The sequence below is a fragment of the Cupriavidus sp. 01L45 genome, assembly GCF_056399885.1.
In genome coordinates this window covers 54,890-68,687 of record NZ_JBFTSG010000035.1, presented here as the reverse complement: position 1 = coordinate 68,687, position 13,798 = coordinate 54,890, and the positions used below count along the sequence as shown (strand labels likewise).

Sequence of the window (13,798 nt, the reverse complement as noted above, 5' to 3'; positions counted from 1 at the left end):
AGGCATCGTCTTTACCTCGACAAAAAGGCGAAACGGAATACGCCGATGAAATTGGGATTGCCGTCCTGCGGCTGCCAGCGCGAATCGTTCCATTGCATCAGACGGGAAAGGGTGACGGCACGCAGGCCGTTATCGGTACTGGTCACGGTGCCGGTGTGGTAGGCCAGGTACTGGCCCATCCAGATCATCAGGTGCTGTTCGTCGCCCTGGTCGTAGAAAAGCAGGTCGCCGGGCTGGGCCAGGTTGACGTTCCGGGCAACGAAGCGGCTATTGCCCTGCACCAGCGCAAGGGCCGAGGCATAAGCCCCTGTACTGCCGTCGGCGCGGGTCCAGCGCTGGCCAAGCGTTCGCTGGCCCGGGCTCAGGCTCAGCTCAGGCGGCAGCTGGCGTGCCGAAGCACCGCCTTGCATGCCGTTGGCACGCAGCCAGCGTGCGTCATGCACCTTGAGCGCCTCGCCCACGGCAAAGCGCACCAGACCCGCGCAATCGCGCTGGTACCAGCGCGGGGTCGGGCCCTGGCGCAATTGCTCGCCGACGATGCGTACGAACCATGCGCGAAACGCCGCCGACTGCGTGACATCGAGCGAGTCCGCCCCGGGCGTGCCGGCATCCAGACCCGACAAGGCCCAGGCGCGGCCGCTGCCAGCCAGCGGCAAGCCAGCCACCAGCGCCGCCAGCATTGCGCGGCGGCCTCGGCTTACAGCCATCACTGCGCGGCCTCTTGCGCCGACGGGGTCGCCAACGGTGCCGCAGCCAGCACGCCGCGCGGCGGCAAGCCTGCCTGTTGCCAGTTCACCTGCACCCACCCACGTCCGGACGGCAGGCTGTCGGCCAGCACCAATGACACCGCCGGGTAGGTCGCCAGCGCCTTCAGCTTGGGGAACAGGTGCGCGCGCGCCGCGTTCAGGAACAAGGCCTCCTGGTCCGCGGGCAATGCCTTCGTGGCCTCGCGCCGCACCAGGGGCGCCAGCGCCGAAGGGGTGAAGCTCAGCACGGTGCGAGCCTGCTGGCCACGCTGCATGGTGTCGGCCGCCGCCGGAAAGCGCTTGCCCTGCACCGCCAGCGCATCGTCGACCAGCGCGCCATCAGGCGAGAACAGCACGATATTGCCAGCCAGCGCCAGCGTCACGGGGAAATAGGCGCCCGCCGACAACTGGGCCGCGAACGGCGCACCCTTGGCCTCGCGCGTGCCGTAGGGCGAGCTGACCGCGCGCGACCAGAGCACGGCCCCGCCAGCGCCCTCGCGGTTCTGCACCGGCAGCCGCGCGTACGCGCCCTTCTCGCCACCGGCATTGGGCTCGTAGGCGCCGATCACCTGCCCGAACAGACTCGCCAGTACCGGGCGCAACGTGGCGGCGGCGTCAGCCGACTTGATCCGCGCGACGAACAGAGGCGCCACCAGCGCCGACTTGCTGTACCAGCACACCGCGGCCGGGCCGTCGAAGGCCTGCCCCACCTGCGTTGCCAGTTCCTCCTTGCCGTCACTGACCTTTTGCAACATCTTGCCGGCGGCCTGCCAGTCGACCGGCAGCGTGGCGCAAGCGGCGGGGTCGGCCGGCAAGGCCTTCCAGAGTTCGGCCGTGTTCCACTGGCCGGGCAGGCGCGCGCCATCTACCAGCACCGCGCTGCGCCAGACGACATCGTCGGCTCCAGCCTTGGGGTCGGCGCCGGCAAGATCGAAGCGCAGCGCTTCGATGCCTGGAAAGAAGGCCTGGTAGCCAAACGAGAGGTAGTTCGCCCCCACCACCACACGGTGGCCCTTGGACGGACCCTTGGCGGCATCCAGTGCGAACGATTGCAGCGGGGCCTCGCGGGCGCCGGCGTCGTCGGACAGCCAGGCGGCCACTGCCTTGGCGCGGGCCGCAATCGGTTTGCTCTCGGCGTCGAGCAACATGCCTGCTTCGGACAGGATCACCAGCCGGTCGCCCTTGCCCGCCAGCAGCAGGCTGCGCGCCGGCCCGACCCGCAGCGCGTACAGCGGCGTGCCGTCGATTTCGCCGGCGCGGCTCAGTTGCGTGTCGGCCGGGGCGATGGTGCCCAGAGTCTGCAGCACCTTGGCCAGCCCGTTGCGCTCCATCGACAGCGCCCAATAGCGCAAGGTGCCATCGGCGCCGCGCCACGCCATGAGCCGGCCCGGTTCGTCGAACACGCGCTTGAGCAATGCGTCGCTCCAGTCCAGCTCGTGTTCGAAGGCTATGCGGCGCAAGGCGCCGGCAGCGGACAGACGGCCTTCATTGTCTTCGTAGTAATTGACGAAATCTTCGGTGAGCACGTCCCGCAACAGCGGCACGCGCAGCATGTCGCGCGGCAGGCTGGACAGGCTTTCGCTGTCGGCCAGCGCGTCCGGGCGGTTGAAATCAAGCTCAAGCTGGCGCGGCTGCCCCTTCCAGGCGCGGCCGAACGGGTGCCAGACCAGTTGCACCGCGACACCCGCGGCTACTGCCAGCGCAACAGCACCCAGCGCGATCTTCTTGCGCGAAATAGTCATGATTCCCTTCGCTATCGTGATCACTGCACGTCACAGACGCAGCGAACCCGGTAGCGTACCGCGCACATCCAGTCCGCCGCAACCCGACGAACGTGAAATTTTGTGAAACCGCGCCGGGCGCTGCGCGCGCCGGGAAACCGCTCATCCGCGGCATCGCATTGCCTCTGGCTAATCCCCGGCGGATATTTGCTAATGACGAAGATGTACTTTGCCTAGCAAGGCCTCGGGCGTAGCCTTGCGGTTTTTGAAATATTCGACATATGTTTCCGTTTTCCACTTTGACCAGCGCCGGCGCATCGCGCGCCTCGCACCTGCTGGTCAAGCTAGTCTTCGCCGCGGCGGCCGCGCTGTCGTTCTCCGCCCCTCAGGCAGCCCAGGCGCAAAGCCCGGTACTGGACAAGATTCGCAATACCGGCACGATCGTGCTTGGCTACCGGGAATCGGCCCTGCCGTTCTCCTTCGCCGACGACAAGGGCGAGCCTGCGGGCTACGCGGTGGACTTGTGCCTGCGCGCCGCCGAAGCCGCGCGCGTGAAGCTTGGGCTGAAGACGATCAAGGTGCGATGGATGCCGCTCACGCCGCAGAACCGCATCCCGGCCGTGGTCAACGGGCTGGTGGATCTGGATTGCGCGCCCAATACAAATTCGCTGGAGCGCCAGAAGCAGGTAGCTTTCAGCGTCTCCCATTACATCTCCACGGTACGCATGCTGGTGCGCGCGGACTCCGGCATCCAGTCATTCGATGACCTGCGCGGCAAGAACGTGGTAACGAGCGCCGGCTCCACCGGCGACCGCCACGTGCGCCGCCTGAAGAGCCAGTATGGTTACCACGACATCTACGCCAAGGATCATGGCGAGTCCTTCCTGCTGCYGGAATCCGGCCGCGCCCAGGCGTTTGTGATGGACGACGTGTTGCTGTCGGGGCTGCGCGCCCGCGCCAAGGACCCGTCGCAGTTCGTAATCGTGGGTCCCGCCCTGTCGGTCGAGCAGAATGCGTTGATGATGTCCAGGGCGGACCCGGAATGGAAGCAACTCGTCGACCAGACCCTCGCGTCGGTATTCGCGGGCCCGCAGGTCGTCGCCTTGCAGAAGCAATGGTTCCAGCAGCCGATCGGCGCGCGCAATATCAATCTTGCACTGGCGCCGAGCACGCAGGTGCGGGATGCATGGAAACACCCTTCGGACGTCGCCACGGAATAAATCCTGACGACGCATCGGAAGCCTCCGCGGCCGCCAGGCTCCCGGGGGCTTTTTTTTCGCAAGCGTCAGCGTGCGCCGGGCGCCCAACGGAGCCGAACTCGCAGCACTGCGCGCCGACAGCCGCCAAAGTGCTCAACAATTCATATTCAGCATTAACCGTCAAGCAAGTCTTGCCGACAAAGGCAATAGCGGCTTTCCATAAGTCAGCACAAAGCTGTGCATTTCACAATACAGCACGTGTTGACAGCCGGGCGAAATGTTGGCGACACTGGGACCAGGCGGACAAACCCGGCATGGTGCCTGGCCCTTGGCAAGGCCACCTTCCCCCGTCAGTTTCCGCGTATTCGAACCGCCGGAAGGCGGCATTTTCCAGGAGAAAACATGAATAAGTTCGTCGCGACAGCCATCGCGCTGTGCATTGGCGCCGTCTCCGTGGCTGCCCAGGCGCAATCCACCGGCAAGAAACAATTCGACCCGTATAGCCAGGGCGCCAAGTCGGGCGAGAAGTTCGACCCGTACAGCCAGGGTGCCAAGTCCGGTGACAAGTTCGACCCGTATTCCCAGGGCGCGAACAAGAGCACCCGCACGGACCTGACCGACGCCTCGGCGCCGGAGGCCAAGAAGCCGGCCAAGAAGACCAAGAGCAATAGCAAGAGCAAGAAGCCCGCTGCATCGGCCGCAGCCGCCAGCTGACCGGCAAGGCGCGCCGGAACCCGGCGCTCGCCAGCAAAAAGCCCGCCGATCCTGGCGGGCTTTTTGTCTTGCGCGTCCGTGCGCTATCGCGTGGGGGGAACGTCAGGTGCTGTCGTGTCCAACTCCATCGCCGTGACGTCGATACGCTGTACCTTATCCTGCTGGCGGATCTCCGTACGCAGCACGAATGCCTCGGCAGGGCAATACCAGTCCGTTACGTGCATGACGGTGGGCTCGACCTGCACCACCTCCTCTCCCACCATCAGCGGCCCCAGCGAGGTCCGCTTTTCGTAGGTGATGGGCATGCACTCCTTGCGCCCCAGCACGGTATCGATCATCTGGCGCTTGCCCACATGGCGGGAGCTGACACTGATCGAGGCGTACAGCGCGCGCATGCTTCCCACGACCTCATCCGCGCCCAGCGGAAATATCTGCAGCGATACGCTGGACTCGAACGCCTCGCCCTCGATGGTGCTGCCCTCGTGGATATCCATGCCCGCATAGCTGAACACACCCTGGCCCCTGAAGGCGGCCTCGCCATACATGCGCGCATAGCGCCCCTGCGCGTTGATGACGGCATGCTCGCTCTCAATGCTGCTCCTGGCGGTAGCGGAACGGCGGTCGATATTGACCATGTGGACCTGGTTCATGATGACCGGCGGCCCCATCAGCGCGGACAATGCCGACTTGGAACGCACCTCGAGTTGCGCCCGGCATCCTGTCGGGCTCTTGGTGGTGCGCCGCAATGTCATGGTGACCGACATGGGCATGGCGCCATCGCCCTCCATCTGCACCCGTGAACCGGAACGGAACCAGGGCGCATCGCAAAGCACGGCAAGGGGTCGCAACGGCGCACTATCGGCCGGGGCCGCGGCGGCCACTGAGGTGGTCTGCGCCTGCGCAGGATTACCCGCTGCCAGCCACACAACTCCGGCAACCGCCGCAGCCTTTGCCCTTTGCGCCTTTGTCCTCACATGATTCCTGTCTAGAATGATTTCACGCCCCCGTCCGTTCCGCCGAAGGATCGCTGGCTAGAAATTAGCGCTTTTTTGCACGCCTGTCTTGCCGATCTTCGACGGTCTTCATCACTGCTGGCCCGGTGCCGGCAGCTTGCAAGGGAGTTCCTATGCTTCAGTATTACGCCAAGCTTTGGTGGGTCGTGGCACTACGCGGCATTTTCGCCATTGTTTTCGGGTTTTGTGCCTTTTTCGCCCCCATTGCCACGCTGGCCGCGCTCGTGCTGCTGTTCGGCGCCTTTGCCGCCGCCGACGGCATCACCGCGCTGCTGATGGCAATCTCAGGCAGCCAGCGGGAAGCCAGTGATCGCGGCATCCTCGCACTTCAGGGCCTGCTTGGGCTTGGCGTGGGCCTGCTGACCTGGTTCAGCCCCGTTGTGACCGCGTTTTCCCTGCTGTTATATATCGCCGCCTGGACGCTCGCCACGGGCGTCTTGCAGATCGTCGCCGCCATACGCCTGCGTAAGGACATTCCTAATGAATGGTGGCTGGTGCTGGCCGGACTGGTCAGCATCGTGTTCGCCTTTTTGCTGCTTTGGCAACCGCTTGCCGGCGCGCTGGCGCTCCTATGGCTGATCGGTGCCTGGGCGGTGGTGTGCGGCATCCTGCTTATCGGCGTCTCGCTGCGTTTACGGGGCGCCAGAAACACGCCCAATACATCACTTTTAACCTGAGAGGCGCAACCTGCCTGGATCGGCCTGGGAGCGCTGGCCCAGCGAGCGGCGGCGGGTCCCGGCGGTCGTGCTAACATTGCGCGCCTTTGTCACATAGTAACTACGGTTAGTCATGCGGCAAGGGCATGGAAGGCCAAGCGCTTGGAAGGCATAAAAGCAAAGGCGGCCGGCAGGATCGATTGCCCTTACTTTGTGTCTACCGAAGCTACGGTTGCCGCGTTGTGATGTTTTCTCCGGGCTCCCCGTACCGTCTAGGGTGTGGCGCCAGCCGGAGTGATTTCCGGGACCTCAGGGCGGCAGCGGCATGCTAAGCGTGCTGGGGGCGGTCGCGCCATGGCGAACCGGTGCGCTTGCCTGCAATGGCCGCAGGCGGGGCAAACCAACGGGCCTGAAGCCGCAGGTTGTGGCGACTGGCCTACCCGGCGGCGGCAGGCGCCACGACCGTTACATTCCGTCAGGCCCGAGAATCGGCCGTTCCGGGCGCAAGCCCAACGGCCACCCGATCAGTTTCCAGGAGACGTATGCGTAGTTCCGTGACCTCGCGAGATACCTCGCGAAGCACCGCACAAGGTGTTTCGCAATCCGCCGGCCTGCCGATTGGCGCGATTGCACTGGTTTGCCTGTTTATTCTCCTGGTCTGGTTCGGCACGCTCGACGCACGCCACCTGCTGCGCTCCGATGAAGGGCGCTATGCCGAGATCGCCCGCGAGATGTTTGCCAGCGGTGACTGGGTCACGATTCGCTACAACGCGCTCAAATACTTCGAAAAGCCGCCCTTCCATATGTGGGTGACGGCCCTGTCCTACACCCTGTTCGGCGTAGGTGACTGGCAGGCCCGCCTCTGCGTGGCGCTGTCGGGCATGATCGGCCTGCTGGCTTCCGTGCTGGCGGCACATCGCTGGTATGGCGCGCGCGTCGCCCTGCTGACCGGCCTGGTCCTGGTGGCCGCGCCCATGTGGAGCGTGGCCGCGCACTTCAACTCGCTGGACATGACCCTGTCCGGCGCCATGGCCTGCGTGCTGGCCTTCATGCTGCTGGCCCAGCATCCCTCCGCCACGCCGGCCGCGCGCCGCTACTGGATGTGGGCTTGCTGGGTGGCCATGGGCGTGGCGATCCTGACCAAGGGCCTGGTGGGCATCGCCCTGCCGGGGCTGGTACTGGTGATCTACACCCTGGTTTCGCGCGATTTTGGCCTGTGGCGCCGCCTGCACCTGATCACCGGCATCGCGCTGATGCTGATCGTCACGGTGCCCTGGTTCTGGCTGGTGTCGGAGCGCAATCCGGAGTTCCTCAATTTCTTCTTTATCCATGAGCACTGGCAGCGCTATACCTCGACGGTGCACTCCCGCAAGGGCCCGCTATGGTATTTCGTGCCGCTGCTGGTGGCCGGCTTCATCCCCTGGCTGGGCCTGATGCCGCGCATGTGGCAGGCGATGCGCGGCGGCGCCGCCGCGGCCCGCACGGCCACCGTCAAACCATTCCAGCCGGCGTTGCTGGCAGGGATCTGGGCCATTGCCATCTTTGTCTTCTTCAGCCTGTCCAGCTCCAAGCTGCCCGGCTACATCGTGCCGATCTTCCCGGCTCTGGCTATCCTGGCGGCGGTCGCGCTCAAGGAGATTGACGAGAAGGCCTGGAAGCGCCAGCTCAATGGCATGCTGGTAGTGGCTGCGCTCGGCTTGCTGGCCAGCCCCGTGGTGGCCACCCTGAACTCCGACAATACGCCCAATGAACTGTACCGCCTGTTCGCGGTGTGGGTTGGCGCGGCCTTCGTGCTGATGCTCGGCGGCATCTTCCTGGCGCGCAAGCTGCTGGCCAGCAAAGGCCTGATGGTCAGCATCACGTTCTATGCGCTGGGCATGTTCAGCAGCTTTACCGTAGCGCTGCTCGGCCATGAAGTGATGGGGCGGCCGACTTCGGGCGTGGACATGGTCCCGGCCATCAAGGCGGTCCTTACCGATGACATGCCGATCTACGGCGTGCGCATGCTGGACCACACCTTGCCTTATTACCTGCGCCGCACCACCATCATGGTGGAATGGCCCGACGAACTCGAGTTCGGCACCAAGCAGGAGCCCGGGAAATGGCTGCCCACGCTGGAAGCCTTTATTGCAAAATGGCAGGATGGCCAGCACGCCGTAGGTATCATGTCGGCCTCCACCTACAAGCTGCTTGAAGAGCGCAAGGTGCCGATGTACAAGATCGGGCAAGACAAGCGCCGCGTGGCGGTCACCAATTTCCCGCCCCCCGGCCAGGCGCCGGCAGCAACACCGCAAGAACCGAACCGCGCGCCATGACGCTTTCCACCTTCGCATTTATCTTTACTGGCGTGCTGCTTAATGCGTGCGCCCAGTTGCTGCTCAAGGCCGGCACCAATGCGGTGGGCGCCATCACGCTCGACCGCGCCACGCTGTTCACCACCGCCCTGCGCGTGTTGACGCAGTGGCCGGTGCTGGCCGGGCTGACCCTGTATGTGGTCAGTGTCGGCGTATGGATCGTCGGCTTGTCGCGCGTCGATGTGTCGATCGCCTACCCGATGCTTTCGCTCGGTTATGTAGTGAATGCCCTGGCTGCCTGGTACCTGTTCGGCGAAATGATCGGCCCGATGCGCGTGGCCGGCATGCTGCTGATCCTCGCAGGCGTGTTCCTTGTTGCCCGTTCCTGATTACCGTCACCCCGTACCAAGAGCCTGATCGCCATGACCGCTACCGCTGCGCAAGCCTTCCTGCCCTTCGTCAAGCCGAATATTGACGCCGATGCCATCGCCGAGGTCGGCAAGGTGCTGGCCTCGGGCTGGATCACCTCCGGCCCCAAGATGCACGCTTTCGAAGCCGCCCTGTCCGAGCTGTTCGGCGGCCGCCCCGTGCGCACCTTCGCCAATGGCTCGGCGACGATGGAAATCGCGCTGCGCGTGGCCAATATCGGCCCCGGCGACGAAGTCATCACCACCCCGATTACCTGGGTGGCCACGGCCAATGTCGTGATCACGGTGGGTGCCAGGCCCGTCTTCGTCGACATCGACCCGCGCACGCGCAATATCGATCTTGACGCGGTGGAAGCCGCCATCACGCCGCGCACGCGCGCCATCATGCCGGTCTACCTGTCGGGCCTGCCGGTGGACATGGACCGTCTCTACGCAATCGCCCGCAAGCATGATCTGCGCGTGATCGAAGACGCCGCGCAGGCCATCGACTCGCGCTGGCGCGGCCAGCGCATCGGCGCCTTCGGCGACCTCGTCAGCTTCAGCTTCCAGGCCAACAAAAACATCACCAGCGTCGAAGGCGGCTGCCTGGTGATGAACTCGCCCGAGGAAGCCCAGCGCGCCGAGCGCCTTCGCCTGCAAGGCGTGATCCGCACCGGCATGGACGGCATGGACGTGGAGGAGCCCGGCGGCAAATTCAACCTGACCGATGTCAACGCCGCCATCGGCCTGTCGCAGCTCGCCCACCTGGACGCCATCACCGCGCGCCGCGCCGAACTGGCGGAGACCTATTTCCGCTGTGCGGCCGACAGCGGCCTGGCCGAACTCGGCATCGAACTGCCACTGCCGCGCGACGGCGACCTGGCCACCACCAACTGGCATATGTTCCAGGTGGTGCTGCCAGCCGAACGTATCGAAGGCGGGCGCAACGCCGTGATGGAAGCCATGCGCGAGCGTGGCATCGGCACCGGCGTGCACTACCCCGCCCTGCACCTGTTTTCTTATTACCGCTCCCTGGGCTGGCGCGAAGGCATGCTGCCGCATGCCGAACGCATCGGTCGGGGCATCGTCACGCTGCCGATGTTCCCCGCCATGCAAGCCGCCGATGTGGAGCGGGTATGCGCAACTCTTAGCGAAACATGCAAACGCCTCTTCAAATGAGCCCAGTCGAAGTCTCGGTCGTCATCCCTGTCTACAACGAGGAAGACGGCCTGCAAGCCCTGTTCGACCGGCTCTACCCGGCAATGGACGGACTCGGCTGCAGCTACGAGGTCATCTTCGTCAACGACGGCAGTCGCGACCGTTCGGCGCAGATCCTGGCCAGCCAGTTCCATCAGCGCCCTGACGTCACGCGCGTGGTCCTGTTCAACGGCAACTTTGGCCAGCACATGGCCATCCTGGCCGGCTTCGAGCACACCCGCGGCAAGATCGTGATCACCCTTGACGCCGACTTGCAAAACCCGCCGGAAGAAATCCCGCGGCTGGTGGCAACCATGCGCGAAGGCCACGACTACGTCGGCACCATCCGCCGCGAGCGCAACGACACCGCCTTCCGCCGCATTGCCTCCCGCGCCATGAACCGGCTGCGCGAACGCATCACGCGCATCAAGATGACCGATCAGGGCTGCATGCTGCGCGCCTACGACCGCAACGTCATCGACACCATCAACGCCTGCCGCGAGGTGAACACCTTCATTCCCGCGCTGGCTTATACCTTCTCCTCCAACCCGGTCGAGATCGTGGTGGAGCACGAGGAGCGCCACGCCGGCGAATCCAAGTACTCGCTGTTCCAGCTGATCCGGCTGAACTTCGACCTGGTGACCGGCTTCTCGATCGTGCCGCTGCAGTGGTTCTCCGCCATCGGCACGTTGCTTTCGCTGGCATCCGCCGGCCTGGTGGCCGTGCTGCTGGTACGGCGCTTTGTTCTCGGCGCGGAAGTGCAGGGTGTGTTCACCCTGCTCGCCTTCAACTTCTTCCTGGTGGGCATCATGCTGTTCGGCATCGGCCTGCTGGGCGAATACATCGGGCGCATCTACCAGGAGGTGCGCAACCGTCCGCGCTACCGCATCCAGGCCGTGCTCGAAGGCAGCCCGGAGCAGCAAAAGAAACCGGAGCCCTCGTGCGCGCAGTAGTCTTTGCTTATCACAACGTCGGCGACCGCTGCCTGCGCACGCTACGCGCGCGCGGCGTGGAGGTGGCGCTGGTGATCACCCACCGCGACCGCCCCGATGAAAACATCTGGTTCCGCCGCGTTGCCGATACCGCCGCCGAACTCGGCCTGCCCGTCTTGTACGGCGAAGACCCGGCCGACCCGGCGCTGGCCGCCGCGGTGGCCGCCGCGCGCCCGGACGTGATCTTCTCCTTCTACTACCGCGCGATGATTCCTGCGGCAGTGCTGGCGCTGGCGCCGCAAGGCGCGTTCAATATGCACGGCTCTCTGCTGCCCAGGTATCGTGGCCGCGTGCCGGTGAACTGGGCGGTGCTGCACGGCGAGACCGAAACCGGCGCCACGCTGCACGCCATGGAAGCCAAGCCGGATGCCGGCTATATCGTCGACCAGACCTCCGTGCCGATCCTGCCCGACGACACCGCCGGCGAAGTCTTCGAGAAGGTGACCGTCGCCGCCGAGCAAACGTTGTGGCGCGCCCTGCCCGCCATAATGTCCGGCAACACGCCGCAACTGCCCAACCGGCTGGCCGAAGGCAGCTACTTCTCGGGCCGCAAGCCCGAGGACGGCCGCATCGACTGGCAGCAACCCGCCGCGCAGGTGTATAACCTCATCCGCGCGGTAGCGCCGCCCTATCCCGGCGCCTTCACCGAGATCGGCGGACGCCGCTTCGTGGTGGCCCAGGCTCGCCGCCCGCAGGCGGCCCTGTTCCAGTCCGCCAGCGCCGCCCGCCCGGGCTTGCACGTGATCGACGGGCAGATCGTCGGCGTGTGCGGCGACGGCGGCGTGATCCTTGTACGCGAACTGCTGGACGATGGCGGCACCGCCGCCCCGGTCCCGGCAGACGCGCTTTCCGTATTTCTTACCGCATTGTCCAAAGAGGAAAACCGATGAAAAAGGTCCTGATTCTTGGCGTCAACGGCTTCATCGGCCACCACCTGACGCGCCGCATTCTCGAAACCACGTCGTGGGAAGTCTACGGCATGGACATGTCCAGCGACCGCCTTGGCGACCTGATCGACCATCCGCGCATGCACTTCTTTGAAGGTGACATCACCATCAACAAGGAGTGGATCGAGTACAACATCCGCAAGTGCGACGTGGTGCTGCCGCTGGTGGCCATCGCCACCCCCGCCACCTACGTGCGCCAGCCGCTGCGCGTGTTCGAACTGGACTTCGAAGCCAACCTGCCGATCGTGCGCGCCGCCGTGAAGTACGGCAAGCACCTGGTGTTCCCGTCCACCTCCGAGGTGTACGGCATGTGCCACGACGACGAATTCGACCCGGAATCCTCCGAGCTGATCTGTGGCCCGATCAACAAGCCGCGCTGGATCTATGCCTGCTCCAAGCAGTTGATGGACCGCGTGATCCACGCCTACGGCATGGAGCAAGGCCTGAACTACACGCTGTTCCGTCCGTTCAACTGGATCGGCGCCGGCCTGGATTCGATCTTCGAATCGAAGGAAGGCTCCTCGCGCGTGGTGACCCAGTTCCTGGGCCACATCGTGCGCGGCGAGCCGATCAAGCTGGTGGATGGCGGCGCGCAGAAGCGTGCCTTTGCCGACGTCACCGACGGCATCAGCGCCCTGATGCGCATCATCGAGAATCCGGACGGCGTTGCCACCGGCAAGATCTACAACATCGGCAACCCCCGCAATATCCACTCCGTGCGCGAACTGGCCGAGATGATGCTGAAGATGGCCGGCGACTACCCCGAGTACGCGGAAGAAGCCAAGAAGACCCAGATCGTGGAAACGTCCTCCGGCGATTTCTACGGCAAGGGCTACCAGGACGTGCAGAACCGCGTGCCGAAGATCGACAACACCGTGGAAGAACTCGGCTGGAAGCCGGAGGTCAGCATGGAAGACGCGCTGCGCGCCATCTTCGAAGCCTACCGCGGCAAGGTCGTGGAAGCGCGCACCCTGGTCGATTCGGCCAACTGAGCGCAAGCACCCGATGGCCCGTATCGCCCTCAAGGTCGACGTCGACACGCTGCGCGGCACCCGCGAAGGCGTGCCGGCGCTGCTCTCCATGCTGGCCCGCGTGCGGGCCGAGGCTACGTTTCTCTATAGCCTTGGCCCCGACCACACCGGATGGGCGCTGCGGCGCGTGTTTCGTCCCGGTTTCCTGAAGAAAGTCTCGCGCACCTCGGTGGTGTCGAACTACGGACTGCGCACGCTGATGTACGGCGTGCTGCTGCCCGGCCCCGACATCGGCCGCAAAGGCGCGGCCGAGATGCGCGCGGCGCGTGCGGCGGGACACGAATGCGGCATCCACACCTGGGACCATGTCTACTGGCAGGACAACGTGCGCGAGCGCGATGCCGCCTGGACCCGGCGCCAGATGCAAAGCGCATTCGACCGCTACGTCGAGATTTTCGGCGAAGCGCCGCCCACGCATGGCGCCGCCGGCTGGCAGATGAACGATGATGCCTTCCGCCAGATCGACGACTGGGGCATGGCGTATGCCTCCGACGGCCGCGGCACCGCGCCGTACATCCCCACCGTCGATGGCGTCGCATGCCGCCATGTGCAGATGCCCACCACGCTGCCAACGCTGGACGAGCTCATCGGCGTGGACGACCTGACCGAGGATAACGTCCACAAGGCCGTGCTGCGCCTGAGCGAAGGCGAGCGCGACCATGTCTTCACGCTGCACACGGAACTGGAAGGCGGGAAACTTGCGCCGGTGTTCAACCGGCTGCTGGATGGCTGGCGCGCGCAAGGGCATGAACTGGTATCGATGGGCACGTTCTACCGCCATCTCGATCCAGCCAGCCTGCCAACGGCGCCTGTTACCTGGGGCGCTATCGAAGGCCGCAGCGGCGAATTGATCATCCAGCCCTGACACCACGGCAAAAGGA

At 65.1% G+C, this 13,798-nt stretch carries 13 protein-coding genes; 10 read left to right on the top strand and 3 right to left on the bottom strand.

From position 1 onward, the window contains the following. Positions 1-11 precede the first annotated feature (11 nt). Together AC1DT6_RS23250 and AC1DT6_RS23245 are read right to left on the bottom strand one after the other, a co-directional pair. Positions 12-707: a DUF1175 domain-containing protein gene (locus tag AC1DT6_RS23250; protein WP_441628432.1), complete on the bottom strand. Its 696-nt coding sequence runs from the start codon at positions 705-707 to the stop codon at positions 12-14. Beyond that, entirely contained in the window at positions 707-2,488 is a 1,782-nt protein-coding gene (locus AC1DT6_RS23245) for a DUF2138 family protein (RefSeq protein ID WP_441628434.1), read from the bottom strand. The genes AC1DT6_RS23250 and AC1DT6_RS23245 overlap by 1 nt, the downstream gene beginning before the upstream one ends. A 260-nt stretch (positions 2,489-2,748) precedes the next feature. Here AC1DT6_RS23245 and AC1DT6_RS23240 point away from each other — a divergent pair, with 260 nt between their 5' ends. Then, positions 2,749-3,687: an amino acid ABC transporter substrate-binding protein gene (locus tag AC1DT6_RS23240; RefSeq protein WP_477114930.1), complete on the top strand. Its 939-nt coding sequence runs from the start codon at positions 2,749-2,751 to the stop codon at positions 3,685-3,687. A gap of 381 nt (positions 3,688-4,068) precedes the next feature. Then, complete coding sequence (locus tag AC1DT6_RS23235; RefSeq protein ID WP_441628436.1) at positions 4,069-4,380, top strand: amino acid ABC transporter permease; 312 nt, start codon at positions 4,069-4,071, stop codon at positions 4,378-4,380. Positions 4,381-4,463: 83 nt separating this feature from the next. On the opposite strand, the gene AC1DT6_RS23230 is transcribed toward AC1DT6_RS23235, so the two are convergent. After that, positions 4,464-5,354 carry a hypothetical protein gene (locus tag AC1DT6_RS23230; RefSeq protein ID WP_441628438.1) on the bottom strand — a complete coding sequence of 297 codons (891 nt, stop codon included), beginning with the start codon at positions 5,352-5,354 and terminating at the stop codon, positions 4,464-4,466. Between the two features lie 152 nt (positions 5,355-5,506). On the opposite strand from AC1DT6_RS23230, the gene AC1DT6_RS23225 reads away from it, so the two are divergent. The 8 genes from AC1DT6_RS23225 to AC1DT6_RS23190 all read left to right on the top strand — a co-directional run bounded on the left by AC1DT6_RS23225 (position 5,507) and on the right by AC1DT6_RS23190 (position 13,782). Then, positions 5,507-6,070: an HdeD family acid-resistance protein gene (locus AC1DT6_RS23225; RefSeq protein WP_441628440.1), complete on the top strand. Its 564-nt coding sequence runs from the start codon at positions 5,507-5,509 to the stop codon at positions 6,068-6,070. Between the two features lie 521 nt (positions 6,071-6,591). Further along, a complete protein-coding gene (locus AC1DT6_RS23220) occupies positions 6,592-8,364 on the top strand; it encodes a glycosyltransferase family 39 protein (RefSeq protein WP_441628442.1) in 1,773 nt (590 codons plus the stop codon). Next, a complete protein-coding gene (locus tag AC1DT6_RS23215) occupies positions 8,361-8,732 on the top strand; it encodes a DMT family transporter (protein WP_035862867.1) in 372 nt (123 codons plus the stop codon). The genes AC1DT6_RS23220 and AC1DT6_RS23215 overlap by 4 nt, the downstream gene beginning before the upstream one ends. 33 nt (positions 8,733-8,765) lie before the next feature. Beyond that, positions 8,766-9,929, top strand: a complete 1,164-nt coding sequence (locus tag AC1DT6_RS23210; protein ID WP_441628444.1) for a DegT/DnrJ/EryC1/StrS family aminotransferase — start codon at positions 8,766-8,768, stop codon at positions 9,927-9,929. Continuing rightward, positions 9,908-10,900, top strand: a complete 993-nt coding sequence (locus AC1DT6_RS23205; protein WP_035862864.1) for a glycosyltransferase — start codon at positions 9,908-9,910, stop codon at positions 10,898-10,900. The genes AC1DT6_RS23210 and AC1DT6_RS23205 overlap by 22 nt, the downstream gene beginning before the upstream one ends. Beyond that, positions 10,888-11,829: a formyltransferase gene (locus AC1DT6_RS23200; protein ID WP_441628447.1), complete on the top strand. Its 942-nt coding sequence runs from the start codon at positions 10,888-10,890 to the stop codon at positions 11,827-11,829. Before AC1DT6_RS23205 ends, AC1DT6_RS23200 begins: the two co-directional genes overlap by 13 nt. Beyond that, positions 11,826-12,878 carry a bifunctional UDP-4-keto-pentose/UDP-xylose synthase gene (locus AC1DT6_RS23195; RefSeq protein ID WP_441628449.1) on the top strand — a complete coding sequence of 351 codons (1,053 nt, stop codon included), beginning with the start codon at positions 11,826-11,828 and terminating at the stop codon, positions 12,876-12,878. Before AC1DT6_RS23200 ends, AC1DT6_RS23195 begins: the two co-directional genes overlap by 4 nt. Positions 12,879-12,891: 13 nt before the next feature. After that, positions 12,892-13,782, top strand: a complete 891-nt coding sequence (locus AC1DT6_RS23190; protein ID WP_441628451.1) for a polysaccharide deacetylase family protein — start codon at positions 12,892-12,894, stop codon at positions 13,780-13,782. Positions 13,783-13,798 lie beyond the last annotated feature (16 nt).

Bases quoted from the DNA above. Each gene is read 5' to 3' on its own strand.
- AC1DT6_RS23215 (WP_035862867.1), top strand. From the start codon at position 8,361: ATGACGCTTTCCACCTTCGCATTTATCTTTACTGGCGTGCTGCTTAAT.
- AC1DT6_RS23235 (WP_441628436.1), top strand. From the start codon at position 4,069: ATGAATAAGTTCGTCGCGACAGCCATCGCGCTGTGCATTGGCGCCGTC.
- AC1DT6_RS23190 (WP_441628451.1), top strand. From the start codon at position 12,892: ATGGCCCGTATCGCCCTCAAGGTCGACGTCGACACGCTGCGCGGCACC.
- AC1DT6_RS23195 (WP_441628449.1), top strand. From the start codon at position 11,826: ATGAAAAAGGTCCTGATTCTTGGCGTCAACGGCTTCATCGGCCACCAC.
- AC1DT6_RS23225 (WP_441628440.1), top strand. From the start codon at position 5,507: ATGCTTCAGTATTACGCCAAGCTTTGGTGGGTCGTGGCACTACGCGGC.
- AC1DT6_RS23210 (WP_441628444.1), top strand. From the start codon at position 8,766: ATGACCGCTACCGCTGCGCAAGCCTTCCTGCCCTTCGTCAAGCCGAAT.
- AC1DT6_RS23220 (WP_441628442.1), top strand. From the start codon at position 6,592: ATGCGTAGTTCCGTGACCTCGCGAGATACCTCGCGAAGCACCGCACAA.
- AC1DT6_RS23245 (WP_441628434.1), bottom strand. From the start codon at position 2,488: ATGACTATTTCGCGCAAGAAGATCGCGCTGGGTGCTGTTGCGCTGGCA.
- AC1DT6_RS23205 (WP_035862864.1), top strand. From the start codon at position 9,908: ATGCAAACGCCTCTTCAAATGAGCCCAGTCGAAGTCTCGGTCGTCATC.
- AC1DT6_RS23250 (WP_441628432.1), bottom strand. From the start codon at position 707: ATGGCTGTAAGCCGAGGCCGCCGCGCAATGCTGGCGGCGCTGGTGGCT.